Raw genomic sequence first — 25,675 nt, 5'->3', positions numbered from 1 at the left:
TCTCCCCCGCCGCGCGGCTCAGGCGGCCAGCTCGACCGAGCGGCGCTCGAGCGCGAAGCTGCCGAGCACGATGCCGACGCCCAGCAGCGCCAGGACGACGCCGAGCCAGGCCGGTGCCGCGTAGCCCCAGCCGAGCGCGATCACTCCGCCGCCGAGCGCCGCGCCGAGGCTGTTGCCCACGTTCATGCCCGAGTGGTTCAGCGCCGCGGCGATCGTGGGGCGATCGCCCGAGACGTCCATGAGGCGGGTCTGGACGGCGGGGCCCGCGAGCGCGCTGATCGCGCCGAACAGGAACATCGCGATCACGAGCGTGACCGGATGCGCCGTCGCCGCGCCCACCACGGCCGATCCGGCCGCGAGCAGCAGGAACGCCGCCAGCATCGCGCGGGCGAGGTTGCGGTCGGCGACGACGCCGCCCACGAGGTTGCCCACGGTCATGCCGAGGCCGGTCGCGACGAGCGCGATCGGCACGGCCCACTCCGGCGCGCCGGCGACCTCGGTCATGATCGGCGCGATGTAGCTGTAGATCGCGAAGAACGAGCCGAACCCGATCGCGCCCACGCCGAGCGTGAGCCACACCTGGCCGAGGCGGAAGACGCCGAGCTCGTGCCGCAGCGAGCGGGAGCCGTCACCCGGCATGGCCGGCACGATGAACGCGACCATGAGCGCGCCGAGCGCGAAGACGCCGACGACCACCGCGTACGAGACGCGCCATCCGGCCACCTGGCCCAGCCACGTGCCGAGCGGCACGCCGACGACGTTCGCGATCGTGAGACCGCTCATCACGATCGACACGCCCTGGGCGCGCCGGCCGGGGCCGAGCAGGTCGGCCGCGACGATCGCCGCGATGCCGAAGTACGCCCCGTGCGGCAGACCCGCGATGAGCCTCGCCAGCGCCGCGGTCTCGAACGTCGGCGCCACGACGGTGAGGAGGTTGCCGAGCATGAGGGCGCTCGCGAGCGCGATCAGCACGCGATGCCGCGGGAAGCGCGCGGCGTACCCCGCGATGAGCGGCGCGCCGATCACGACGCCGAGCGCGTAGACGCTGATGAGCAGGCCGGCCTGCGCGATCGCGTCCTCCTGGCTGGACGCCCACGCGTCCGGCAGCAGGTCGCGGGCGATGCCCGGGAGCAGCCCCATGGAGACGAACTCGGTCATGCCGATGCCGAAGGAGCCGATGGCGAGGGAGAGGAGCGCCCACATCGCCGCCCCCCTCGACGCGGTCGAGGAGGTCATGGGTTCCAGCGTAGGGGCTCTCGGCTGAGTGGGCGCCGCGACGGCCCGCGCGCACGCGTCCGCGGCTCACGGCACCGACGGCAGTCCGGCCCAGGCCACCGACAGCGCCTCCACCGCCGTCTGCCAGGGCACGCGCTCCTGTTCGAGGCGCACATCCCCGGCAGCTCGAAGCGCCGCCAGAGTCCGCTCCTCCGACTCCGTGAGGTGAGCGAATCGCCCCCGGGCAGGCTGCGATTCGACCACCCACAGGTCGGAATGCGCGCGCAGCGTCTCCTCATCCATCAGCGCTGACCGGACGTCGTCATGGTGTGCCCTCAGCTGGTGGAGGATGGCGAAGCCGTTCGAATCCACGTCGCCCCAGTACACGACGGGCGTTCGCGCCAGCCACGGCACGTCCCGGAGCCGTCCGACGGCATATCCCGATCCGTGGATCGCGATCGCTCCGGGCCACGCCGGCATCGCCAGCACCGACTCGAGATTCTCGAAGACGAACGCGCCGCGCGGGGCCAGGGCGAGCAGTTGCAGCTGCGCCACCGGAGCAGCGAAATCGAGCGGACCACCGGGAAGCAGCGACGGATCGAGCACCCGCACGCGCACCAGGGGGTCTGCGTCCACGATGCCCAGATCGTCGACGCCGCTCGTCGCCGCGAGCGCGCTCACCACCGAGCGGTGCGCCCCGAACCACTTGCTGTCGACGCCGCGGATGGGAAGCTGCCGCGGGCGCAGTCCGCGCACGTGCTCGCCGATCACCCATGCCGCCGCCGCCAGGACCTGGTCGAACTCGCGGTCGCCGTAGCCGATGAGCGTCGCGGCATGCCGACGGATCGCGGTCGCGAGCGCCGCCGGATCCGCGCCGTGCAGGTGATCCCGGATCGTCGCCGCTCGATCCCTCAAGCGCGTCCACTCCGCGGCGGCCCGGCCGCCGACGAACGCCGCGACGGCGTCCGGATCGCGCAGGTGCAGACGCACCGGAAGGCGCTGCCGGCCCACCGTGCGCCACTCGCGCGACGCCCACTCGACGTCCGCCCCGTCCGAGACGGGCCACGTGAGCCACTCGCGTGCCCACGACTGCGCCGCCGCCTGGTCCGCCCGCGCCTCCCGTTCGCTCGGAGGCCTGAGGGGCACAGTGAGCACGGGGGCTTCCGAGGGCGGCTCGGTCGCCCATGTCGATCTGCGCGAGCCGAGTCGGGCCGACGCGATGGCCCGAGCCGCGGCGACGTCGATCACCCTCGACCTCGCCAGTCGACCTGCGCGAGCACGCTGCGCCGCCGGGTGGGGTTCTCGACGGAGGTCGCGGCCCCCACGTACGGCTCGATCGTTCGCAGCAGCTTCTGCGGCGTGGCGAGGATCATCTGGAAGCCGAACTCCACGAACACGTTCAACGCCATCCTCGTGTAGCCGCTGTCGGCTTTGTCGAACGCCTCGTCGAGCACGATCGTGCCGTAGCGGGAGAACGGCGCATCGGGATCCGCGAGCTGGTAGCGCAGCGCGGCCGCAAGGCAGAACACGACGAGCTTCTGCTGCTGCCCGCCCGACATCGCGGCACCCGAATCGTACGTGGCGTGCACGCGGTCGTGCTCGTCGACCTCGTGCGCCCGGAACGTGGCATGCAGGCGGGTGTCGAGACACTCCGCGTACCAGCGACGGTCGATGTGGTCGCTCGACCCGAACCGTCGCATCAGCTCGGCCAGGAGGGCGAAGCGGCGTTCAGCCGACGCGTCGTCCTCGTCGGTCCAGCTGTCGTCGGCGATGTCCTTCAGCTCGGCGAGGAAGCGCTTGACCGTCGCGCTGTGGACCTGCCGAACCTGGAGCCGGAGATAGCGTCCCTCGTCGAACGCGGAACGGCGCAGCGCGGCATTCACGCTGTCGATCCGATCCTGGATCGCGCGCGTGGCTCCCAGGATCTCGCCGCGCAGGTCCCCGATCAGGTCGCGCGAGCGATCCCTCAGCAGAGTCCGGAAGCGCGTCTCCTGCTCGGGCAGGCCGTTGGCGAGGATGCGGTCGAGCATGTCGATGAAGCCGCCGCGGTCGTCGATGGCGGCGATCCTCTCGGCCGATGCCTCCGGCCACCGATCGATGAACTGCGCCGCGAGTCGGGTCACGTCGTTGCCGGCGTGCGTGGCCCGACCGATCGCGGCATCCCGCTCGGCGATCAGCACACCGCCGACTCGCTGGCCGATCTCCGCCAGCTCGCGCCGCGTGAGCGTCCGCTTCACCGCGCGGAACCTCCGGGCGAGCTCCGCACGGGTCTGCTCGCCGACCTGCTCCACGCGTCCGGCATCGAACTCCGCCACAAGGCCCGCCTCATCCTCAGCCGCGGCGGCCCGCGCCGCGCGACCCGCGTCGAGCGCGACCTGCGCGGCGCGGTCGACGGCGGATGCCTCATCTCGATCCCTCTCGGCGGCCTGGCGCACGACGATCGCGTCGCGCAGCGCGCCATCGGCCTTCGTGAGCTCTGCGAGTCGCCGCTCGAGCGCGGCGACAGCCTCGGCGGCGCCCGACCGATCGACGCTGTGCCAGGAGGCCTCCCGCAGCGTCGCGAGCGCCCCGCGCCGGCGCTCTTCGAACGCCCGGCGCTCCTCGGCGCGATCGACATCCCGCTGTGCGGCGGTCACCTCGGCATCTGCCGTTGCGCGCAAGGCGATCAGCGCCTCCAGCTTCGCGGCGCGATCGCCCAGCACCCACGCGGCCCGATCACGGATCCTCACCCGGTCGTCCTTCTCGTAGCGGGTGCGGGACGACTTGATCTGGCCGTTGATCGTGACGGCCCGGACATGCTCGTCCATCCCGTCCGGGGTCTCGACGCACGCGTAGTCGAACTGCTCCGACAGCCGCGCCGAGAGCCAGGTGCCGAACGGGCCCTGGGCCACGCGCACACGGTTGACGAGCGAGGTGCTGCTCGCGGCGGGCCGCGGCGGGCCCGCCGATCCGCCGGCTTCCTCGAACACCAGGCGCACCGCGATCTCGTTCGCGTCGACCCAGCGCCGCACGGCCGGGAGATGCTCCGGCCGCACCAGCATCGTGAGAGCAAGCGGACGGAGCACCCGCTCGATCGCGCCCGCCCAGGCGTCGAACTCAGGCCTGACCTCGAGCAGCTCGGCCGCGAACGGCAGAGCCGACGCCGGTACGCCCACGCCGGCCGCGATCTGACGCCGGGCCTCGAGCAGCCCCCGCGGCACGGTCGTGCCGCTCGTGCGCAGCGCGTCGATCTCCCCGTCGATCCGGCGCAGCTCGCGCTTCGCCACGGTGAGTCGTTCATGCTGCGGATGCGTGGCGCCTGTCACGCTCGTCGCCTCGCCGAGTTCGCGATCGATGGCTGCGCGGAGCTCCGTGAACTCCTCGGCGGTCTCGGGCGCATGCTCGATGCCCACCGTCGCGAGCTGACGCGCGAGGGTCTCCCACCGTTCGCCCACGTCACGAGCGGCACGCCGGGCGTCGTCGAGCCGCTGCTGCAGATGCTCGGCCTCAGCTCCCCCGCGTTCCATCGCCGCGTCGCGCGCGGCGAGGTAGGTGTCCTCGGCCCGCGCGGCGACAGCCCGCGCGCGTTCCGCGTCGATCTCGAGCTGCGCGATCCGCTCATCGAGGTCGCCGAGCTCCTCACGCACCAGTCGAAGCGCCTCGCCCTTCTGGTACGGCACGTTCGCGTCGATCAGGACCTGGGATCGACCGACATCGAGCTGCGCGGCGTCGAGCACCGTGGAGGCATCTCGCAGCTGCAGTAGATGATCGCGCTGACGACGCAGGTCGACGACGCGATCATGGGCGTCCCGCAGCTCGCCGAACTGCTCGCGCGCGGTCTCCGCGATGTCGAACGTCGCGGGTCGGTCGAGCATGAAGTCGCGGAACAGCTGGTCCAGGCTGTCGAGGTTCTTGGCCGACTGAGTCTTGTGCAGGAGCTGCAGCGCGTTCTCCTGCGCGATTCCGAAGATGGACTGCAGCCGGGCGTAGAAGCGACCGTGGCTGCGGTTCGTGGTGATGAGGGCGTCGGGCCAGCGCGCCTGCGCCTTCCTCGCCTCGATGCCGCCGCGCGCGAAGTCCTCGAGGTCACGCAGGTCGACGGGTCCACGTTCGATCAGGCAGAGGTCCTGCAGGTCCGCGAGCGCAGAACCGCTCTTCTTGAGGAAGAACAGGCGTGCAAGGCTCGCGGTACCGCCACCGCCGTCCTCGTACCGGAGGAGGATCCCGCTCCAGGTGGAACCGGGACGCAGGTAGGTGCTCACGACGCGCCCGTCGGTCTCGTCCTCGGCGCGGGAGAACGCGCCGCGCACGTAGCTGACGAGCCCGCGCTGCTCGGTGCGCGCCCCGGCGCCCTGCGCGGCCTGGTTGAACCGCAGCCACTTGTCGGGGGTCAGCACGGCGGCGATGGCGTCGAGCAGGGAGGACTTGCCCGATCCGGAGGGTCCCGTGAGAAGGTGCCCCTGACGGGCGATCGGCACACGATGGATCACGCCGTCGAACGTGCCCCAGTTCGCGAGCTGCACCTCGGCGAGCCGCCACTGGCCGACGGCGAGCGCGCCGTCGGCCGCGGTGCGCAGCGCATCCGTGTCGGTCATGCCTTCTCCTCCACGTCATCGCGTCCACCCGCACCGGCGCCGGACGCGATGTCCCCATACACGACGGCCAGCGCGCGCACCCTCTCCTCGTCGATGAGGTACCGCACGACCGGCGAGATCTCGACTCGGTCGTCGCCGACGTCGTGGATGACCCGGAACCTGCTCTTCATCCGGGTCCACGCCGCGTTGAGGTTGCGTTCGAAGGTGCCCTCATCTGCGCCGGCACGATAGACCGCGAGTCGGTCGTACACCTCGTCGCGTCCCGCGATCACGCGCCGGTCGCCCATCGCCGAAAGCTGGATCTGCCGCAGGACGAGCAGCATGGCCGTATCGATGAAGGTCAGCGCCTCCGACCGCAGCGCGCTGGGCACGTCGATCTCGTCTGTCCGCACCTTTCGCACGAACGCGAACTCATCGACGGGATCGATGACGAGTTCGAGGAAGAGCTCGTGCAGCCGCGAGCGGATCGCTCGCTCGTCGGCGACCAGGGCCGCCCACAGCTGAGGCTGCTGTCGACCTGACAGATACGGGCCTTTGAGCACCTCCAGCAGCGCCCGCCGGGACCGCTCGTGCAGCCGGCCGAGATCGCCGTGCCAGAGCCCATCCGACTCGAGGTGCTCTGCGGGATCTTCGTGTGCGTCCATACCGGTCATGCCGGGATCTCCTTCGTGAAGACGTGTCGCTCGACATCGGCGGAGCGCGCGGCGCCGTCGGCTCCGGTCCAGCTGAGCCGCTCGGCGACACCGCCGTCGATCGCTCCGTGGCGCGTGGCGAGCGACAGCAGGCCGATGACGCTCGCGAGGCCCTGGCTCGCCGGGTGCGCTTCGAGCACCTCCCCGACCGACGCCGGCTCTCCCCGCGCGACGACGCGGTTCACCGCCTCCGTGAGCTCGACGAAATCGATCTCGGTCTCCCGGGCGATCGCTGCGAGGCTGTCGAAGTCGACCAGACCCGGTTCGCCGTCCTCGAGCGGCGCGCTCGGCTCGAACTCGGCGGGGTCGTGCGGCGTCAACTCACCCGCGCTCCGCAACGAGCTCGCCGTGAGCTCCAGCTCGATCCCCGCCGCAGTGTACGGCTTCACCCGTCGGCTCGCCGGGACGGCGGCGGCGAGCGCTTCCTGGATCGCGTCGCGCAGCGCGCGGTCGCGCTGGAACTCGTGGGACTGGACGTAGCGCCTCAGCCCCCGCGCGAACTCGGTCAGCACCACCTGCACCTCCCTGCTGCCGGACTTGAGCTGCCTCACGAGGGCGCGCAGTATCCGTCGCGCCTCGGGCGCGAGCGCGAGTGCGAAGTCCCGTGACAGCACCGCCGACAGGTCCGACTCGAGCTCGTCCGAGCGCTCGGCGTCGCGCACGAGAGCCGCGAACGCGGTGAACGTGCGCCCCTCGTCGGAGGACTCGATGAGGTCGACGCCGCGGAATACGTCGTCCAGCACGCTCCCGGGGGTCTTGCTCGAGTCGAGGATCCGTGCGCGCAGGTCGTGGTTGAGCGCTTCGAACTGCGCTCGCACACGTGCGAAGTCCGTGGGGAGATCCTGCGCCATCACGAGCACCTCGGTGGCGCGTTCCCGGGCACGGCGCTCATCCACCGGCTCGATGTCCCCCGATTCGAGGCGCGCGATCTCGGCGTCCAGGCGGGTTCTCTCAGCCCGGAGCCCGTCGATTCGGCGCGTGACGTCGGGGTCGGTGTCGATCGCCAGCTGCCGCACCGCGGCCGCCAGGCTCACGAGCCGGGACTCGGTGAGGGCCGTCCGAGGCGCCTCGAGCTGCTCGAGCACCCGAAGCGCGTCGATGGCGTCGGGCGACAGTTCGTAGGTCTCGCCCCTGGCGTCGCTCGCCGCACGTCGCACGAGCAGACCCGCGGCACGCCAGTCGTCGCAGTACGCCTTGCCCGTGCGCTCCGGGAGCTCGAGATGAGGGCGCAGCTCCTCCAGATCGATGTCGAGCCGCTCGTGCAGTTCGGCTGTCGGGATCCTCGCACCCGGCGCCCCGAGGTGCGTGGGCAGCAGGGCACCCGCCAAGGGCAGGTTGGACGATCGCAGCAGACGCAGCGCGGCGTTACCGCCTGCGGGCTCGATGAGCCGCCGGATCGCCAGCGCACGCGCGAGAACGGACATGCTCCTATCCTGCCGGTGGTGCCGGACATCGCCGTCCCGCTGTCAGAGGGCGAGGGAGTCTGCGAGTGCCGCATCCGGCGCGGCCCGCTGCCCGGCATCGAGCGATCCGCGCCGCCGGACCAGGCGGCGGATGTGGACGGCTCGCAGATGCTCCGGTCGGGTCCTCGAATCCATCGACAGTCCGGCGGGTGCCGGGCGCGCTTCAGCCGGCGCCGGCGTCGCGCTCCGCGATCGCGGCCTCGAGCCGCTCGATCTTGCCGTCGAGCTCGCCCGTGTACCCCGGGCGGATGTCGGCCTTCAGCACCAGCGAGACGCGCGATCCGAAGGGCATCACGGCCTCGGTCGCGCGCTTGACGACGTCCATGACCTCATCCCAGGTCTCGCCCTCGATCTCGGTGAACATCGACGTCGTGCGGTGCGCGAGGCCGGATTCGCGGACGACCTTGACGGCGGCGGCGACCGCGTCGTGCACGGAGCCGTCGGGGTTTGCGGCGTTCGAACCGGAGGGAGCGACGGAGAAGGCGACGAGCATGAGGGGTCCTTTCGACGGGGCGATCAGGGGACGGAGACGACGGGGGCGTCCCGGCGCAGGCGGACCGGCACGCGGGCGACCCGCACCACCGCCCAGACCAGCAGGACGACGAGCACGAGATTGCGGGCGGTGAGCGCGGCGGCCGCGACGGGCTGCGCGGCGAGCAGCTCGCCGTACAGCAGCGGGTAGACTACCTGCGTCAGCGCGGCCGACAGCAGCGCGAGCGCCGCGAGCGGCCTCGCCCGGCGGCGGTCCAGCACGATCCACAGGACGAGCGGCGCGATGAGCCAGTCGTGGAACTGCGGCGAGCCGACCTTGTTCAGCGCGATGAGCGCGACCACGAGAGCGAGCGCGAGCGGCGGCAGGAGCCGCACGACCGGCGCCCCGCGTCGCGCCTTCACGGCCCCGAGCAGCAGGATGGCCCCCGCGGCGAGCGCGAGCGCGGGCGTCATCGCCGCGATCACGATGTCGACGTGCGGGCCGGTGACCTGGAAGGTCAGGATGTCCTCGTCGTAGAACAGCCACCAGCCGTCCACGTCGAGCACCGCACCCCACAGGTAGACGCTGCTCACGGGCGCCTCGAGCTGCAGGCCGCGGTCGGTCTGCGCCGTGACGTATCCGAGCAGGTGCGCGGCGCCGCCTGCGAGGACCACGGCCCCCGCGACGACCGCCGAGGTCACGAGCGCGCCCGCGACGATGTCGAGCCGGCGACGCACCGCGACGAACGCTGCCGCAAGCAGGGCGGCCGGCCACACCTTGATCCACGCGCCGGCGGCCAGGAGCGCGGACGCCGCCATCGGGCGCCGCGCCACCCACAGCAGGCCCGCGATCGCAAGCGACACCGTCACGGCGTCGATCCGGTACATCCCCACCGGACCGAGCAGCAGGACGAACGCCAGCCAGAAGCGGGCCGCCGCGCGCCGCCCCCGGGAGCGCCCGTCGCCCAGGAGCAGCCGGAACGCCGCCGCGTCGCACAGCGTGACAAGCACGGCCCACGCCTGCGTGTAGCCGCCCAGCCACGCGAGCGCGTGGGTGAGCATCATGGGCGCGAGCGCCAGGTGCGGGTACACCCACGGCTCGGTGATCCCGACGATGTCCGTGCCGCGCAGCGCGGCGGTCGACCAGGGCTCGTACACCAGGTACACGTCGCCCATCGGCTGGTTCGGCAGGGCCCAGCCCAGCCATCCGACGATCAGGTGGACGGCCGCGAACGCGACCCACATCATGATCCGTCCGCGCACGCGTCCCATCCTAGGAACGCCGCTCAGGCGCTCAGCGCGAGGGCGAACGCGGCGGGCAGGTGCTCGGCGACGTCGAGCGCGGCGATCGGGTGACCGGGGACCTCCCCGTCCACGCGCGCCGCGAGCCGGCCCGCGGTGCCGTGCAGCCACGCGGCCGCGGCGGCGAGCGCGCCGAGCTCCTCGGCGCCGACGGTGCCCTCCGCCGCGGCGGCCGCGACGAGCGCGCCCAGCGCCCCCGCGAGCACATCCCCCGTGCCCGCGGTCGCGAGCCACGGCGTCCCCGCGCGCACGGCGCGCACGACGCCCGAGGGCGTCGCCACCACGGTCTCGGATCCCTTGCGCAGCACGACCCCGCCGAGCGCGGCCGCGGTCTCGGCGACGGCGCCGACGTCCTCCGCGGGGCCGTCGAGTCCCAGGCTCGCGCGCAGCTTCGCGAACTCTCCCGCATGCGGCGTCACGATGAGCGGCGCGGTCGCGTCCGCCACCAGGTCCAGCGCGCCGGCGTCCACGACCACCGGAGCGTCGCCCACGAGGATCTCGCGCAGCAGCGCGGCCTCCCCCGGCTCGCGCGCGTCCGGGTCCGTGCCCGATCCGACGGCCCACGCGTCGACGCGCCCGGGCGTCGTCACGACCTCGGGGCGGCGCTGCATCACGAGCCGGGCCACCTCGGCGTCGCCGAGCCAGCGCACCATCCCCGCACCAGCGCGCGCGGCGCCCTCGGCGGTCAGCACCGCGGCGCCGGGGTACGTCGGCGACCCGGTGCGCAGCCCCACCACTCCGCGGGAATACTTGTGGGCGTCCCCGGTTGGCACCCGGAGGACGGCCGCGGTGTCCGCCGCCGTCCACTCCCGGGCAACCGTCATGCCCGCCACGATAACGCCATCGCCCGTCCGCGGACCGGCGAGAACGGAGATCCATGAGCCTGCTGTTCAGCCCGCTGACCCTGCGCGACGTGACGTTCCGGAACCGGCTGTGGGTGGCGCCGATGTGCCAGTACAGCGCGCTGGACGGCGTGCCCAACGACTGGCACCACGTGCACCTCGCGCAGTTCGCATCGGGCGGCGCCGGCCTGGTGGTCGCGGAGGCGACGGCGGTCGTGCCCGAGGGCAGGATCTCGCCCCAGGACGTGGGCCTCTGGAACGACGCGCAGCGCGACGCGTGGGCGCGCGTGGTCGCCGCGGTGCACGCGCGCGGCGCGCGTGCGGGCCTGCAGCTCGCCCACGCGGGCCGCAAGGCGTCGACCTGGTCGCCGTTCTCCGGCGAGCACGGCACCGTCCCGGCCGAGGCGGGCGGCTGGACCACGGTCGCGCCCTCCGCCATCGCGTACGAGGGCTACGCCGAGCCCGTCGCGCTCGACGAGGCGGGCATCCAGCGCGTCGTCGACGCCTTCCGGGCGGCGGCGCGCCGCGCGATCGACGCGCGCTTCGACGTGCTCGAGGTGCATGCCGCACACGGCTACCTGCTCCACGAGTTCCTGTCGCCGCTGTCGAACCAGCGGGACGACGCGTGGGGCGGCTCGCTCGAGAACCGCGCGCGGATCACGCTCGAGGTCGTGCGCGCCGTGCGCGCGGAGGTCGGCGAGGACGTGCCCCTGCTCGTGCGCTTCTCGGCCTCGGACGCCGCGCCGGGCGGCCTCGAGCCGGACGACATCGCCCAGGTGTCGCGCTGGGCGGTCGAGGCCGGCGCCGACCTGATCGACGTCTCGAGCGCGGGCCTGGTCGCCCACCAGGAGCTGAAGGTCGGGCCGGGCTACCAGGTGCCGTTCGCGGCGCGCGTGCGGGAGCTGTCGGACGCCCCCGTGGGCGCGGTCGGCATCATCACGACCGGCACGCAGGCCGAGGCCATCCTGCAGGCCGGCCACGCCGACGTGATCTTCGCGGCCCGCGAGTGGCTGCGCGACCCGCACTTCGGCCTGCGCGCCGCAACCGAGCTCGGCGAGGACCCCGAGGGCCTCTGGCCGCCGCAGTACCTCCGCGCCTTCCGCCGCCCGTCCTGACGCCCGATCCGGTGCGGATCGGCCCTTCCGAGAGCTCGAAGGGGCCGATCCGCACCCGGTCGCAGCGACGTCAGGGTCGGCGTCGCGTCGCGTCATCGATCTCGCCGATGAGCTCCTCGAGGATGTCCTCGAGGAACAGCACGGCGGTCGTGTCGCCCTGCGCGTTCCGCACGCGTGCCAGGTGACGTCCCGCGCGGCGCATCACCGCGAGGGCGTCCTCCAGGTCGGTGGTCTCCTGCACCGGCACCATGTGGTGGATCCGCTTGGCCGGGATCGGCCGTGTGAGCTTCTCGGGCAGGTCCTCGTCGCTCGCGGCGCGGAGCACGTCCTTGAGGTGCACGTATCCGACCGGCTCGCCCTCCGGATCCACGATCACGTAGCGCGAGTAGCCGTGCTTCGCGACCGCCCGCTCGATCTCCTCGGGCGTCGTGTTCTCGGGCAGCGACACGATCTCGGCGAGCGGCACCGCGACGTCGCCCGCCTTCTTGTCCGTGAACTCGACGGCCGCCGCGACCGCGCCCGACACGTCGTCGAGCACGCCCTCCCGGCGCGACTGCGCGACGATCGTCGCGACCTCGTCGAGCGTGAAGGTCGACGCCGCCTCGTTCTTGGGCTCGACCCCGAACAGCCGCAGCACGCCGTTCGCGATCCAGTTCAGGACCCAGATGACGGGGTGGAACACCTTCGACACCCACACGAGCGGCGGCGCGAGCAGCAGCACGGCGCGGTCGGGCACCGAGAACGCGATGTTCTTGGCGACCATCTCGCCGAACACGACGTGCAGGTACGACACCAGGATCAGCGCGATCGCGAACGCGACCGTGTCGACGAGTCCCTCCGGGAGACCCGTCAGCCCCAGCGGCACCTCGAGCAGATGGTGGATCGCCGGCTCCGAGACGTTCAGGATCAGCAGCGAGCAGATCGTGATGCCCAGCTGCGAGGTCGCCAGCATGAGCGTGGCGTGCTCCATCGCGTACAGCGCGGTCTTCGCAGCCCGCGACCCGCGCTCCGCGAGTGGCTCGATCTGCGAGCGGCGCGCGGAGATGACCGCGAACTCGCCGCCGACGAAGAACGCGTTCGCGAGCAGCAGCACCACGAGCCACGCGATCCCGGCCCAGTCGCTCATCGCGCACCCCCCTTGCCGTTCGCGTCATGGCCGGCGCGGGACGTCCGCGGCTCGTTCTCGTTGCGGACGACGGGATCGGGCTCCGGCAGCGGGTCGGGTGTGAACCGCACGCGGTCGACGCGACGGCCGTCCATCCGCTCGACGGTCAGCACGCCGTCGTCGATGCGCACGGAATCGCCCACGTTCGGGATGCGCTCCAGGACGCTCATGATGAAGCCGCCGACCGTGTCGTACGCGTCGTCCTCGGGCACCTCGACCTCGGCGCGGTCGCGCAGCTCGTCGGGGCGCAGCTGGCCGGGGAACGTCAGCGAGTCGCGGTGGCGGACGACGCCCGCGAGGCGGCGATCGTGCTCATCCGACACCTCGCCGACGATCTCCTCCACGAGGTCCTCCAGCGTGACCACGCCCGCGGTGCCGCCGTACTCGTCGACCACCACGGCCATCTGGTAGCCGCGCGAGCGCAGCTCGGACACCAGCTGGTCGAGGTGCACGGTCTCGGGCACGCGCAGCGGCTCGGTCGCGAGCGCGGCGGCCGGGACGTCGGGGCGCCGGTCGCGCGGAACCGCGACGGCGGCCTTGAGGTGCACGATGCCGACGATGTCGTCCATCGAGTCGTCGAACACCGGGAAGCGGCTGTGGCCGGTCTGGCGCGCGAGCTCGATCACGTCATCGGCCGAGTCGCCCGCCGCGACGGCGTGCACGCGCGGTCGCGGCGTCATGACGTCGCCCGCCGTGAGCCGCGCGAACGTCAGGCTGCGATCCAGAAGCGTCGCGGTGTCTTCCTCGAGCACGCCGGCCATCGCCGAGCGGCGCACGAGCGACGACAGCTCCTCGGCCGTCCGCGCGCCCGACAGCTCCTCCTTGGGCTCGATGCCGAAGCCGCGCAGCACCGCGTTGGCGCTGCCGTTGAGCAGGGCGATCGCGGGGCGGAAGACGGTCGTGAAGGCGATCTGGAACGGCGCGACGACCTTGGCGGTCGCGAGCGGCAGGGCCAGCGCGAAGTTCTTGGGCACGAGCTCGCCGAGGATCATCGACAGGATGGTCGCGATCGCGACCGCGACGACCGTCGCGATGGGAGCGACCGCGCCCTCCGCGACCCCCCACGTGGTGAGCACGGGCTCGAGCAGGTGCGAGAACGCCGGCTCGAGCGTGTAACCGGTCAGCAGCGTCGTCAGGGTGATGCCGAGCTGCGCGCTCGACAGATGCGTTGACGTCTGGCGCAGAGCCGAGATCGTCATGGCGAGGCGGGACTCGCCCCGCTCCCGGCGGGCCTCGAGATCCGCGCGGTCCAGGTTGACCAGCGCGAACTCGCTCGCGACGAACAGGCCCGTGCCGACCGTCAGAAGCAGCCCCACGCCCAGCAGGATCAGGTCCATCTCGATCCACCTCCCCGGATCGGAGAGGTCAGGCTGTGGGGCGAACTACTGCAACTGGGAGGGTCATCCATAGTGCTCCGAGTCTACGGGGGCCGGTTATGGATCCGCCGAACGGTTTCGCTCCGCGACGCGTCAGGCCCCCGGCTCGTCCCCCGCCGCCGTGACCGGCTCCGCCACGAGCGTCGCGGCCGGGGCCGGCGCCGCGACGGTGGCCGGGCGCATTCCCTCGCCGATGCCCTCGCCGACCGCGCGGCCGGCGATGATCGCGGCCAGGTCGACGCCGGTCGCGGCCTTGACCGCGTCGAACGTCGCGCGCATGCCCACCGCCTGCTCGCTCGCGAGGTGCGCGGACGCGCCTCCCTCGCCGCCGAGCACCGTGATGGAGCCGACACGCTGGTAGCCCTTGGCGAACTCCGCCATCATCGGCACGACGGCCTCGATCGCGCGCTGCGCCATGAGCGCCGCCTCGTGCTCGGCGATCGCCGCGGCCTCGGCCTTGATCGCCGCGGCCTTGGCCTCGCCGGCGAGGCGGATAGCCTCGGCCTGCTTCTGCTGCTCGTAGGCTTCGGCGTCCGCGCGCTGCTGGCGCTCGTAGGTCGCGGCCTCGGCCACGCGCCGCACCTCGGCGTCGAGCTTGGCGGACTGGGCGTGAACTGCTCGATCGCGCCGTCCTGCGAGGCGAAGCGCTCGGCGGCCCGGCGCACCTGCTCGGGCTCGGAGCGGATCTTGAACAGCGCCACGCCCGTGACGTCGACCGTGACGCCGTTGGACGACTGCGCGGTCGGCTCGACGTTGATCTGCCGGGCGCGCAGCGCGCCCAACATATCGACATCCGTCGGGGGCGCGCATCCGTCCTGGGGAGGACCTGCGTACGCGGCCCCTCCGAGGAGAGGAGGAACCGATCTGGGCTAGGCTTTCAGGGCGTGCGCGCGTGACCGCTCGAGCGGTGCGCGGGTCAAGGATTTTCACCGATGAAAGAAGGCGAATCGGCCGTGTCGAGCCAGGGAACGGGCACCGGGACCACGAGCGACGGGGAGTTCGGAGCCAATCAGTGGCTCGTCGAAGAGCTCTACCAGCAGTTCAAGGCGGACAGGAACTCGGTGGACAAGGAGTGGTGGCCCATTCTCGAGGCCTACCAGTCCGAGACACCCGCGGCTCCCGCCGCCGCGGCTCCCGCGCAGGCTCCGGCCGGCCCGGCCGCCGCGCCCTCGGCCGCCCAGAACGGCCACCCGCCGACCGCGCCGGTCCCCGTGATCGGCCAGCAGCCCGTCGCGCGCACCACGGCCAAGCCGGCCGCGCCCGCGCCCATCCCGGCCGACGCGCCGCAGCAGGAGGCCGCGCCGGCCTCCTCGGCCGAGAAGCCGCAGGAGGACGTCGTCACGGTCCTCAAGGGCATGCCCAAGACCCTCGCCAAGAACATGGACGAGTCGCTCACCGTTCCCACGGCCACGAGCGTCCGGACCATCCCGGCGAAGCTGATGATCGACAACCGCATCGTCATCAACAACCACATGTCGCGCACGCGCGGCGGCAAGGTGAGCTTCACCCACCTGATCGGCTGGGCGCTCATCCAGGCGCTCAAGGAGTTCCCGAGCCAGAACGTGTTCTACGCCGAGATCGACGGCAAGCCGTCGGTCGTGGCCCCCGCGCACGTGAACCTCGGCATCGCGATCGACCTGCCCAAGCCCGACGGCACGCGCGCGCTGCTCGTGCCGAGCATCAAGAACGCCGACACGCTGTCGTTCACCGAGTACCTCGCGGCGTACGAGGACCTCGTCAAGCGCGCCCGCGGCAACAAGCTCACGGCGGGCGACTTCGCGGGCACCACGATCTCGCTGACCAACCCCGGCGGCATCGGCACCGTGCACTCCGTGCCGCGCCTCATGAAGGGCCAGGGCTGCATCATCGGCGCCGGCGCCCTCGAGTACCCGGCCGAGTTCCAGGGCGCGAGCGAGAAGACGCTCAACGAGCTCGCGATCGGCAAGACGATCACCCTGACCAGCACCTACGACCACCGCGTCATCCAGGGCGCGGGCTCGGGCGAGTTCCTCAAGAAGGTGCACGAGCTCCTGCTCGGCCAGCGCGGCTTCTACGAGGGCATCTTCGCGGCGCTGCGCATCCCGTACGCGCCCATCGCGTGGAACAGCGACGTCGCCGTCGACCTGGCGGAGCGCGTCGACAAGACCGCTCGCGTGCAGGAGCTCATCAACGCCTACCGCGTGCGCGGCCACCTGATGGCCGACATCGACCCGCTCGAGTACGTGCAGCGCCTGCACCACGACCTCGAGATCGAGTCGCACGGCCTCACCTTCTGGGACCTCGAGCGCGAGTTCGTGACCGGCGGCTTCGGCGGCCGGCGCACCATGAAGCTGCGCGAGATCCTCGGCGTGCTCCGCGACTCTTACTGCCGCACGACCGGCATCGAGTACATGCACATCCACGACCACGAGCAGCGCGAGTGGTTCCAGCAGAAGCTGGAGATGAAGTACACCAAGCCCGACCACGACGACCAGCTGCGGATCCTCGGCAAGCTGAACGAGGCCGAGGCGTTCGAGACCTTCCTGCAGACCAAGTACGTCGGCCAGAAGCGCTTCTCGCTCGAGGGCGGCGAGTCGCTCATCCCTCTGCTCGACCGCATCCTGCAGGGCGCGGCCGTGGCGGGCCTCGAGGGCGCCGCGATCGGCATGGCCCACCGCGGCCGCCTGAACGTCCTCACCAACATCGCCGGCAAGACCTACGGCCAGGTGTTCCAGGAGTTCGAGGGCGCCCTGCCCGGCAACAAGCGCGGTTCGGGCGACGTGAAGTACCACCTCGGCACGCAGGGCACCTACGTCGCCGACGGCGGCGAGGAGCTCGCGGTCTACCTGGCCGCCAACCCGTCGCACCTCGAGACCGTGGACGGCGTGCTCGAGGGCATCGTCCGCGCGAAGCAGGACCGCCGTCCCGTCGGCTCGTTCACGTGGCTGCCGATCCTCGTCCACGGCGACGCGGCCTTCGCGGGCCAGGGCGTGGTCGTTGAGACGCTGCAGATGTCGCAGCTGCGCGGCTACCGCACGGGCGGCACGGTGCACGTCGTCGTCAACAACCAGGTCGGCTTCACGACTCTGCCGCAGGATGCCCGCTCCTCGGTCTACGCGACCGACGTGGCCAAGACCATCCAGGCCCCGATCTTCCACGTGAACGGCGACGACCCCGAGGCCGTCGTCCGCGTGGCCGAGCTCGCGTTCGAGTACCGGCAGCGCTTCCACCGCGACGTCGTGATCGACCTCGTCTGCTACCGCCGCCGCGGTCACAACGAGGGCGACGACCCGTCGATGACGCAGCCGCTCATGACCAACCTCATCGAGGCGAAGCGCTCGACCCGCCGCCTCTACACCGAGGCGCTCGTGGGCCGCGGCGACATCACCGAGGAGGAGTACGAGCAGGCCAAGCGCGACTTCCAGGAGCGCCTGGAGATCGCGTTCGCGGAGACGCACGCCGCCGAGACCGGCTCGCACCCCGTGGTCGACGCGGAGGCGCCCGAGGTCGAGGTCGCGGGCGAGCCCGAGACGACGGGTGTCGCGGTCGAGGTCATCCACCAGATCGGCGACGCGCACGCCAACAAGCCCGACGGCTTCACCGTGCACCCGAAGCTGCAGCAGCTGCTCGACAAGCGCGTGCAGATGAGCCGCGGCGGCCAGATCGACTGGGGCTTCGGAGAGCTGCTCGCGTTCGGCTCGCTGCTACTCGAGGGCACCTCGGTGCGCCTGGCCGGTCAGGACGCGCGCCGCGGCACGTTCGTGCAGCGTCACGCCACGTTCCACGACCGCGTGAACGGCCAGGAGTGGCTGCCGCTCGTGAACCTGTCCGAGAACCAGGGCCGGTTCTGGGTGTACGACTCGCTGCTGAGCGAGTACGCCGCCCTCGCCTACGAGTACGGCTACTCGGTCGAGAACCCGGACGCCCTGGTGCTGTGGGAGGCGCAGTTCGGCGACTTCGTCAACGGTGCCCAGTCGGTCATCGACGAGTACATCTCGGCGGCCGAGCAGAAGTGGGGCCAGCAGTCGAGCGTCGTCATGCTGCTCCCCCACGGCTACGAGGGCCAGGGCCCCGACCACTCGTCGGCCCGCATCGAGCGCTTCCTGCAGCTGTGCGCGCAGGACAACATGACGGTCGCGCGCCCCTCCACGCCCGCGTCGTACTTCCACCTGCTGCGCCGCCAGGCCTACGCCCGCCCGCGCCGCCCGCTGATCGTCTTCACCCCGAAGGCGATGCTGCGCCTGCGCGGCGCGACCAGCGAGGTCGAGGAGTTCACGTCGGGCCGCTTCGAGCCGGTGCTCGACGACAACCGCGGCGTCGACAAGGGCGCGGTCAAGAAGGTCCTGCTGCACTCGGGCAAGATCCACTGGGATCTGCGTGGCGAGCTCGACAAGCGCCCGAACCCCGAGATCGCCCTCGTGCGCCTCGAGCAGTTCTACCCGGCCCCGGTCGGGCAGCTGAACGCGGTGCTGGCCGAGTACCCGAACGCCGAGCTGGTGTGGGTGCAGGACGAGCCCGAGAACCAGGGCGCCTGGCCGTTCATCTCGTTCGAGGTGGCGTCGCAGCTCGGCCGCGAGATCCGCGTGGTCTCCCGCCCGGCCTCGGCCTCGCCCGCCACGGGCTCGTCGAAGGTGCACGCGGTCGAGCACGCCGAGCTCATGAAGCGCGCGCTGTCCTGAGCCCGACTCACGCGAAGCGGCCGGCCCTCCTCGGAGGACCGGCCGCTTCGCATTGCGCGCCTTCACAGGAGATCGCGGGTTCTCAGGACCGGAACCGCCCTTCCCGCCCTGAGAAGCCGGGATCCCCTGAGCTGACGCGCGCGCCGCGGGCGCGAGCCTCCGGGATCAGTACACGATGCTGAGGAACGGCGCACGGGGCACGCGCAGCGCCGCGTCCAGCGCCGTGATCGCGGCATCGGAGCCCTCGACGCGGCCCGCGGCGCGCAGGACCGGCAGCGCGAAGCCGCCCAGGTAGGCCGAGCCGAGCTCGATCACCGAGAGGGACACGTCGGGGTCGCCCTCGTCGGGCGTGACGGACGCGCGGCCGTCCGCGATCGAGACGCGCCAGGTGCCCTCGGCATAGCCGAGCGGATCCGACACCCGCAGCGTGAGGTCCGCGTCGGCGGCATAGGAGCGGGCCTCGAGCACGGCGGGCACGTCGAGGATGCGCAGCCAGCCGTGGTCCTTGATCGACGACACCGCGACCCGCGGGTCCGAGATCAGCCACGGGAGCGGCTCGTCCACGGGGCGCATGTGGGCGACGACGCGCCCCACCAGGTCGTGCTCGAGCGCGAAGCGCCAGAGCGCGCCGAGCGCGGCGTCGTCCTCGGCGATCAGGTACTGGATGGTCAGCACGCCGCGTCCGTCGTCCTCGGGATCCCCCTCGATCGCGTACGCCATGGCGCCCCGCGGCTCCCCCGCCGCGTCGACGTAGCGGACCGTGCGCACCCCGTCGTCCTTGTGCTCGGCCAGGCCGACGCGACCGCGCCAGCGGCGCGGCCAGCCGGGGATCTCACCCAGCCGCTGCGACAGCGTGCGCTCGTGCAGCTCGCCGATCAGCAGCGCGGCGTCCTCGCGGTCGAGGTACTGCACGCGCCCCGGCGCCTCCGGGCCGATCCACTCGGCGCGGCGCGCGTCGACCTTCCACGTCGCGACCAGCGTGGCCGGCGCGAAGCCGTAGCGGCCGTAGATCGTCGCCTCGCTCGCCGTCAGCCCGGCGACGGGCACCCCCGCCGCGTGGGCGTCGCGCAGCTCCGCCTCCAGCATCCCGCGCGCGATGCCCCGCCGGCGATGCGTGCCGGCGACCGTCACGGTGCTGATCGCCCACAGCGGCACGGTCCCGACCGGGATGGTCGTGGGCGTCACCCACGAGCTGGCCGTGGCCACGGGCCGGTCCGCCTGCGGGCTCGCCGGGTCGTACACGCCCGTCACGCGCCGCCACGACATGGGCTCGCGCCACTCGGTGATCTCCTCGGCCGAGAGCTCGGGGCCCGCGAAGCCGCGGCGGACCGCGTGGCTCCACGCGTCCATCACCGCGGCGCGGTCGTTCTCGATCAGCCGGTACTCGAGGCCGCGCTCCGCGAGCGCGGCGCGCGTTATCTCGTCGAGCGGGAGGGTGCGGACGTCGGGGAACTCGGCCATGCGTCCGACCCTAGCGAGGCCGCCGGACGGGCAGGTGCCCCTTGACTCAGTGGGCCGCGGCCTGCGCGTCGCGCAGCCGCGCGAGCACCATGTTCTTCAGCTCCTCCGGAGCCGTCTCCTTGCACGCGCGGGCCACGACCTCGGTGAGGGTGCGCGCCACGAGCGCCTCGTCACGGCACGACTCGCACGTGTCGAGGTGCTCCTTGATGTCGGTGTGCTCGGTCTTGCAGACCTCGTTGCGGAGGTACTCTTCGAGATCCTGCCGCGCCTTCTCGCAACCGCAATCGGTCATTTCCTGCTCCTCGGGGCTTTCTCAGCGGTGGCGGCCTGGATTCCTCGCTCGGCCGCGTAATCCTTCAGCAGGTCACGCAGAAGACGCCTGCCGCGGTGCAGGCGGCTCATGACCGTGCCGATGGGGGTCTTCATGATGTCGGCGATCTCCTGGTAGGCGAAGCCCTCGACGTCGGCGAGGTACACCGCCATCCGGAAGTCGTCGGGGATGGCCTGCAGGGCGTCCTTGACCGCGGATGCGGGCATGCGGTCGATCGCCTCGGCCTCGGCCGACCGGCTGCTCGTCGCCGTGGTCGACTCGGCGCCGCCGAGCTGCCAGTCCTCGAGGTCGTCGATCGTGCCCTGATACGGCTCGCGCTGCCGCTTGCGGTACGTGTTGATGTACGTGTTCGTCAGGATGCGGTACAGCCACGCCTTGAGGTTCGTCCCCTGCGTGAACGACGCCCACGAGGCGAACGCCTTGACGAAGGTCTCCTGCACCAGGTCGGCCGCATCGCTGGGGTTGCGCGTCATGCGCATGGCCGCGCCGTACAGCTGATCCATGTAGGGCAGCGCCTGCTCCTGGAACTGGTCGCGCGTCTCGGCCGCGGTGAGCGGCGAGCCCGTCGGCGCGCCCTCCTCCGCCGGCTCCTCGCCCTCCAGGTGCCGTACGTCGTCGGTGTCGGCCAGATCGCGCTCGTCGTCCATCACGCGCCAGTCTAGGGCGGCGGCCTGTGCCCCGACCGCGTGCGCCCCACCCCCGCGCGAAGGGACGCCGAGGGCATGCACGGCGACCGGCGCGGGACGCGACAGCGTGGCGATCATCCGGTTCCTCTCCTGGTTCCCGGGGCCCGTCCGGATCCGCATCTCCGGGCCGGATCGGCCGGGGCGGTGATGGGGACGTTCAGTAGGGTAGGAACCGATGAAACCGCGCGTGTATTCCCCCGACGCCCCGCAGGGCGAGTATGCCGCGCCGACCGCGGCCGGTCCGCTCGAGGCGGTCCTGACCATCCCCGGGTCCAAGTCGCTCACGAACCGCGAGCTGATCCTCGCCGCGCTCGCCGAGGGCCCCAGCCGCCTGCTGTCGCCGCTGCAGTCCGACGACTCGCGCCGCATGCTCGAGGGCCTGCGCGCCCTGGGCGTGGAGGTCGAGGAGGTGCCCGGCGACGGCCCGTTCGGCCCCGACCTGCTGGTGCATCCGGCGGCGCCGTTCACGGCGCCCGCGACCGTCGACTGCGGGCAGGCCGGCACCGTGATGCGGTTCCTCGCTCCCCTCGCCGGCTTCGCGTCGGGCGAGGTGACGGTCACGGCGCACGAGAGCGCGCTTCACCGCCCCATGGCCGAGATGATCCGCGCGCTGCGCGACCTCGGCGTCGACATCGACGACGGCGGCCACTGGGCGCTGCCGTTCACGGTGCGCGGCCACGGGCACATCCGCGGCGGCGAGATCGCGATCGACGCGTCCGCGTCGAGCCAGTTCGTCTCGGGGCTGCTGCTGGCCGCGCCGCGCTTCGACGTGGGCCTGCACCTGCGGCACACGGGCGCGCGACTGCCCAGCATCCCGCACATCGACATGACCGTCGAGGCGCTCGCGCGCCGCGGCGTGCACGTGGAGCGCCCTCGCCCGGGCGAGTGGATCGTGCCGGCCGGGCCGCTCCGCGCCAAGGACATCGCGATCGAGCCCGACCTCTCCAACGCCGCGCCCTTCCTGGCGGCCGCGATGGTGACGGGCGGTTCGGTGACCGTATCGGGATGGCCTCCGCACTCCACGCAGCCCGGTGCGCAGCTGGTCGAGATCCTGCAGCTGATGGGCGCGCGGGTGAGCCGCCGCGGCGGCGCGCTGACGGTCGCCGCCGGGCGCGGCATCCACGGCCTGGAGCTCGACCTGTCGGCGGTGAGCGAGCTCACCCCGACGCTGGTGGGCCTGGCGGTGTTCGCGGACTCCCCCACGACCTTCCACGGGATCGGGCATATCCGCGGCCACGAGACCGACCGCATCGCGGCGCTCGCGCAGAACGTCACGGCGCTCGGCGGCGTCGCCGAGGAGATGCCCGACGGCATCCGGATCACCCCGGCCGAGCTGACCGGCGGCACCTGGAAGGCCCACCACGACCACCGGATGGCCACGACCGGAGCCCTCATCGGGCTGCGCGTGCCGGGCATCGTGGTCGACGACATCGGGACGACGGCCAAGACCCTGCCCCAGTTCACCCAGCTGTGGGACGAGATGCGGGGCGTCCGCCCGTGAGGGCTCGGGGATGAGCTGGCTCGACGATCCGCTCGGGGAGGACGACGACCTCGAGTACGACGAGAGCGACGTGCGGGTCCGGCCGAACCCCAAGGCCAACCGACCGCGCACCAAGCGCCGCCCCGCGCACGAGGACGCGACGATCGCGCGCGTTCTCGGCGTGGACCGCGGCCGCTACTCCGTGCTCGTCGGCGAGGACACGCCGGACGAGCGCCAGGTGACCGCGGCGCGCGCCCGCGAGCTGCGCAAGACGCCGATCGTGACGGGCGACCGCGCCCGCGTGGTCGGCGACACGAGCGGCGCCGAGGGCACGCTCGCCCGCATCGTCGGGATCGAGGAGCGCACGTCGCTGCTGCGCCGCAGCGCGGACGACACCGATCAGGTCGAGCGGGTCATCGTCGCGAACGCGGACCAGATGCTCATCGTGGTGGCCGCGGCCGACCCCGAGCCGCGCCCCCGGCTGGTGGACCGCTACCTGATCGCGGCGCTGGATGCGGGCATCCGGCCGCTGATGGTCGTCACCAAGACCGACCTCGCGGATCCCGCGCCGTTCCTCGCGCACTTCGCGGGCCTCGACGACCTGCGGGTCTTCACGAGCGCGCGCGACGAGGCGCCGGTCGACGCCATCGGCGAGGCGCTGGTGGGCCACAGCACGGTGTTCGTCGGGCATTCGGGCGTGGGCAAGTCCACGCTCGTGAATGCGCTCGTGCCGGGCGCGCGGCGCGCGACCGGGCACGTGAACGAGGTGACCGGCCGCGGCCGCCACACGTCGTCCTCCACCGTGTCGCTGCGGTACCACGGGCCCGCGGGGTCGGGCTGGGTCATCGACACCCCCGGAGTGCGCTCGTTCGGCCTCGGGCACGTCGACCCGGCCAACATCATCCGGGCCTACAAGGACCTCGAGGCGGTCGCCGAGCAGTGCCCGCGCGGCTGCACGCACCTGCCGGATGCGCCGGACTGCGCGCTCAACGAGGCGGTCGCGGACGGCCGCCTGCCCGCCGAGCGCGTCGACTCGCTGCAGCGCCTCCTGGCGACGTTCAAGGACCGCACGGACTACTGACGCTCCCGCGAACGTAGGCTGGTGGGGTGACCACGACGCGCCTCGAACCCGGTACCCCCGCCCCCGACTTCACCCTGCTCGACCAGGACGGCCGCGAGGTCTCGCTCGCTGACTTCCGCGGCGGCAAGGTCGTGCTGTACTTCTACCCCGCCGCGATGACGCCCGGCTGCACGACGCAGGCGTGCGACTTCCGCGACAGCATCGGCTCGCTGGCCGCCGCCGGATACACGGTGCTGGGTGTCTCGCGCGACGAGCCGGCCAAGCTGGCCGAGTTCCGCGAGCGCGACGCGATCCCCTTCGAGCTGCTGAGCGACCCCGACGCCGCCGTGCACCGCGCGTACGGCACGTGGGGCGAGAAGATGAACTACGGCAAGGTCGTCGAGGGCGTCATCCGCTCGACGTTCGTGCTGGACGAGCAGGGCGTCGTCACCCACGCGCTCTACAACGTCAAGGCCACGGGCCACGTCGCGCGGCTGCGCAAGGACCTCGGCATCGACGCCTGACGCGCTCAGGCGTCCTGACGCAGGAACTCCACGCCGGCCTGGCGGAAGTCGCGTGATCCCGGCGCGTTGAAGTGGTGCCGCCCCGGCACCTCCACGAACGTGCCGTTCGGCACGGCCGCGGCCAGGCGGCGGGAGTCCTCGAGGATCGCGTCCTCGGTGCCCGTCGCGAACAGGATGCGCTGCTGCGGCGGGTGGCCGAGGTCGGGGTCAGCGTCGCCGAAGCGCATGCCCTCCGCGAGCGCGATGATCGCCCGGAGGTCGTTGCCCGGCACCCGCTCGGCGAGCGTGATGTAGTTGCGCGTGACCTTGTCGGTCACCTCCTCGCCGCGCTCGGCGAAGGCGCGGGCCTGCGCGAGGTCCAGGCGCCCCAGCGGACGCCCGTCCGGGATGCCGCCGAGCACCGCCCGCTCGATGCGGTCGCCGAGCTCGACCGCGACGTGCCACCCGACGCGGGCGCCGAGCGAGTACCCGAGGTAGCGCACGGTGTCGATCAGGTAGGTGTCGAGCACGACCTCGATGTCGCGCACGAGCGCGTCCATCGTGTACTGCGCGGCGTCGTGCGGCCGGTCGCTGGCGCCGTGGCCGCGCTGGTCCACACCCAGGACGCGGAACCCCGCGCCGAGCAGCTCGCGCACCCATCCGGTGTTGACCCAGTTGTCGCGGCAGCTCGAGGCGAAGCCGTGCACGGCGAGCACGACGGGCGCGTCATCCTCTCCCCACGAGTAGGTCGCGATCCGGTGCCCCTCCTCGGACATCACGAACTGCGGATCCGGCATCTCGGTGATCAGCGGCACGCCCATGCCCGCCATTCTGCCGGTCGCCGCGCCGGAACGACGAAGGGCGCCCCCGGAGGGGCGGAAGGACATATTCACCTCTCCCGAATGGAACTGCGCCGGGTGATGCTGTCAGGACGCCCTGTCGCCCCATCCGGAGGTTGCTTGCCGATGACCGAAGCCTGGGCGGCGCGTTGGCCGGAACTCTTCGCGCTTCTGGTTTCGGCCGTCATCGCGATCGGGGTCATCGCGCCGACGCTCCTCATGTGCCTCGCCCGTCCGAGCAGCGGCGTGTCGCGAGTCGAGAGACTCCTGGCACACGCCCCCGAATGGCTGAAGCAAGTAGGCGGCCGATCCGCCGTTCCGGAGACGCTCGCCGCGGAGCCTGATCAAGCGGTCCGGCGGAGCGCACACATTACGGGCTCATCGCAGCTGAGCGTGTAGCGGTCGGCAACGTCGGGGTCCCCGGGTAGGCGTCGAGGTCTCC

The 25,675-nt window shown here is 72.3% G+C and carries 20 protein-coding genes; 5 read left to right on the top strand and 15 right to left on the bottom strand.

Annotated features, from left to right (window positions below; genetic code table 11):
• Window positions 1-18 precede the first annotated feature (18 nt).
• From ACYVGN_RS10795 to ACYVGN_RS10760, 8 genes are all read right to left on the bottom strand, one after another.
• Window positions 19-1,236 carry an MFS transporter gene (locus ACYVGN_RS10795; RefSeq protein WP_460790720.1) on the bottom strand — a complete coding sequence of 406 codons (1,218 nt, stop codon included), beginning with the start codon at window positions 1,234-1,236 and terminating at the stop codon, window positions 19-21.
• A gap of 66 nt (window positions 1,237-1,302) precedes the next feature.
• Window positions 1,303-2,370 carry a Wadjet anti-phage system protein JetD domain-containing protein gene (locus ACYVGN_RS10790; protein WP_460790718.1) on the bottom strand — a complete coding sequence of 356 codons (1,068 nt, stop codon included), beginning with the start codon at window positions 2,368-2,370 and terminating at the stop codon, window positions 1,303-1,305.
• A gap of 89 nt (window positions 2,371-2,459) precedes the next feature.
• A complete protein-coding gene (locus ACYVGN_RS10785) occupies window positions 2,460-5,789 on the bottom strand; it encodes an ATP-binding protein (RefSeq protein ID WP_460790716.1) in 3,330 nt (1,109 codons plus the stop codon).
• The gene (locus tag ACYVGN_RS10780; protein WP_460790714.1) at window positions 5,786-6,442 is read right to left on the bottom strand and encodes a DUF4194 domain-containing protein; all 657 of its coding nucleotides are present in this window, start codon (window positions 6,440-6,442) and stop codon (window positions 5,786-5,788) included. The genes ACYVGN_RS10785 and ACYVGN_RS10780 overlap by 4 nt, the downstream gene beginning before the upstream one ends.
• Window positions 6,439-7,905, bottom strand: a complete 1,467-nt coding sequence (locus tag ACYVGN_RS10775; RefSeq protein ID WP_460790712.1) for a DUF3375 domain-containing protein — start codon at window positions 7,903-7,905, stop codon at window positions 6,439-6,441. Before ACYVGN_RS10775 ends, ACYVGN_RS10780 begins: the two co-directional genes overlap by 4 nt.
• 202 nt (window positions 7,906-8,107) lie before the next feature.
• Entirely contained in the window at window positions 8,108-8,437 is a 330-nt protein-coding gene (locus tag ACYVGN_RS10770; protein ID WP_460790710.1) for a thiamine-binding protein, read from the bottom strand.
• Between the two features lie 23 nt (window positions 8,438-8,460).
• Window positions 8,461-9,678 carry a hypothetical protein gene (locus tag ACYVGN_RS10765; protein WP_460790708.1) on the bottom strand — a complete coding sequence of 406 codons (1,218 nt, stop codon included), beginning with the start codon at window positions 9,676-9,678 and terminating at the stop codon, window positions 8,461-8,463.
• Window positions 9,679-9,701: 23 nt separating this feature from the next.
• Window positions 9,702-10,541, bottom strand: coding sequence for an ADP-dependent NAD(P)H-hydrate dehydratase (locus ACYVGN_RS10760; RefSeq protein WP_460790706.1), 840 nt, complete (start codon window positions 10,539-10,541; stop codon window positions 9,702-9,704).
• A gap of 53 nt (window positions 10,542-10,594) precedes the next feature.
• Between ACYVGN_RS10760 and ACYVGN_RS10755 the strand changes: the two genes are divergently transcribed.
• The gene (locus ACYVGN_RS10755) at window positions 10,595-11,674 is read left to right on the top strand and encodes an NADH:flavin oxidoreductase/NADH oxidase (RefSeq protein ID WP_055992574.1); all 1,080 of its coding nucleotides are present in this window, start codon (window positions 10,595-10,597) and stop codon (window positions 11,672-11,674) included.
• Window positions 11,675-11,744: 70 nt separating this feature from the next.
• On the opposite strand, the gene ACYVGN_RS10750 is transcribed toward ACYVGN_RS10755, so the two are convergent.
• From ACYVGN_RS10750 to ACYVGN_RS10740, 3 genes are all read right to left on the bottom strand, one after another.
• A complete protein-coding gene (locus tag ACYVGN_RS10750; RefSeq protein WP_055992571.1) occupies window positions 11,745-12,800 on the bottom strand; it encodes a hemolysin family protein in 1,056 nt (351 codons plus the stop codon).
• Window positions 12,797-14,176: a hemolysin family protein gene (locus ACYVGN_RS10745; protein WP_082543156.1), complete on the bottom strand. Its 1,380-nt coding sequence runs from the start codon at window positions 14,174-14,176 to the stop codon at window positions 12,797-12,799. The genes ACYVGN_RS10750 and ACYVGN_RS10745 overlap by 4 nt, the downstream gene beginning before the upstream one ends.
• A gap of 132 nt (window positions 14,177-14,308) precedes the next feature.
• Window positions 14,309-14,788 (bottom strand): hypothetical protein, encoded by a 480-nt coding sequence (locus ACYVGN_RS10740; protein ID WP_460790703.1) that lies wholly within the window; start codon window positions 14,786-14,788, stop codon window positions 14,309-14,311.
• Window positions 14,789-15,168: 380 nt separating this feature from the next.
• Here ACYVGN_RS10740 and ACYVGN_RS10735 point away from each other — a divergent pair, with 380 nt between their 5' ends.
• Window positions 15,169-18,873: a multifunctional oxoglutarate decarboxylase/oxoglutarate dehydrogenase thiamine pyrophosphate-binding subunit/dihydrolipoyllysine-residue succinyltransferase subunit gene (locus ACYVGN_RS10735; RefSeq protein WP_460790807.1), complete on the top strand. Its 3,705-nt coding sequence runs from the start codon at window positions 15,169-15,171 to the stop codon at window positions 18,871-18,873.
• 165 nt (window positions 18,874-19,038) lie between these two features.
• Here ACYVGN_RS10735 and ACYVGN_RS10730 read toward each other — a convergent pair whose 3' ends face one another.
• From ACYVGN_RS10730 to ACYVGN_RS10720, 3 genes are read right to left on the bottom strand one after another with little or no spacing between them, the layout of a single operon-like run.
• The gene (locus ACYVGN_RS10730; protein ID WP_460790702.1) at window positions 19,039-20,334 is read right to left on the bottom strand and encodes a GNAT family N-acetyltransferase; all 1,296 of its coding nucleotides are present in this window, start codon (window positions 20,332-20,334) and stop codon (window positions 19,039-19,041) included.
• Between the two features lie 46 nt (window positions 20,335-20,380).
• Window positions 20,381-20,626, bottom strand: a complete 246-nt coding sequence (locus tag ACYVGN_RS10725) for a zf-HC2 domain-containing protein (protein ID WP_055992559.1) — start codon at window positions 20,624-20,626, stop codon at window positions 20,381-20,383.
• Window positions 20,623-21,429 (bottom strand): sigma-70 family RNA polymerase sigma factor, encoded by an 807-nt coding sequence (locus ACYVGN_RS10720; protein ID WP_134746184.1) that lies wholly within the window; start codon window positions 21,427-21,429, stop codon window positions 20,623-20,625. The genes ACYVGN_RS10725 and ACYVGN_RS10720 overlap by 4 nt, the downstream gene beginning before the upstream one ends.
• A gap of 109 nt (window positions 21,430-21,538) precedes the next feature.
• On the opposite strand from ACYVGN_RS10720, the gene aroA reads away from it, so the two are divergent.
• The 3 genes from aroA to bcp are packed head-to-tail and all read left to right on the top strand — an operon-like array spanning window position 21,539 to window position 24,415.
• Window positions 21,539-22,852 carry a 3-phosphoshikimate 1-carboxyvinyltransferase gene (aroA, locus tag ACYVGN_RS10715; RefSeq protein WP_460790700.1) on the top strand — a complete coding sequence of 438 codons (1,314 nt, stop codon included), beginning with the start codon at window positions 21,539-21,541 and terminating at the stop codon, window positions 22,850-22,852.
• 10 nt (window positions 22,853-22,862) lie between these two features.
• Complete coding sequence (gene rsgA, locus ACYVGN_RS10710) at window positions 22,863-23,912, top strand: ribosome small subunit-dependent GTPase A (protein ID WP_055992553.1); 1,050 nt, start codon at window positions 22,863-22,865, stop codon at window positions 23,910-23,912.
• A 26-nt stretch (window positions 23,913-23,938) separates the two neighbouring features.
• Window positions 23,939-24,415: a thioredoxin-dependent thiol peroxidase gene (gene bcp / locus ACYVGN_RS10705; RefSeq protein ID WP_134746186.1), complete on the top strand. Its 477-nt coding sequence runs from the start codon at window positions 23,939-23,941 to the stop codon at window positions 24,413-24,415.
• 5 nt (window positions 24,416-24,420) lie between these two features.
• Here the strand turns inward: bcp and ACYVGN_RS10700 are convergent, their stop codons facing one another.
• Window positions 24,421-25,215: an alpha/beta fold hydrolase gene (locus ACYVGN_RS10700; RefSeq protein WP_134746187.1), complete on the bottom strand. Its 795-nt coding sequence runs from the start codon at window positions 25,213-25,215 to the stop codon at window positions 24,421-24,423.
• Window positions 25,216-25,675: the final 460 nt, after the last annotated feature.

It is taken from the genome of Microbacterium lacusdiani (assembly GCF_054779895.1).
Note: the sequence above shows the minus strand (reverse complement) of the source record. Positions and strands in the feature narration are given on the sequence as shown.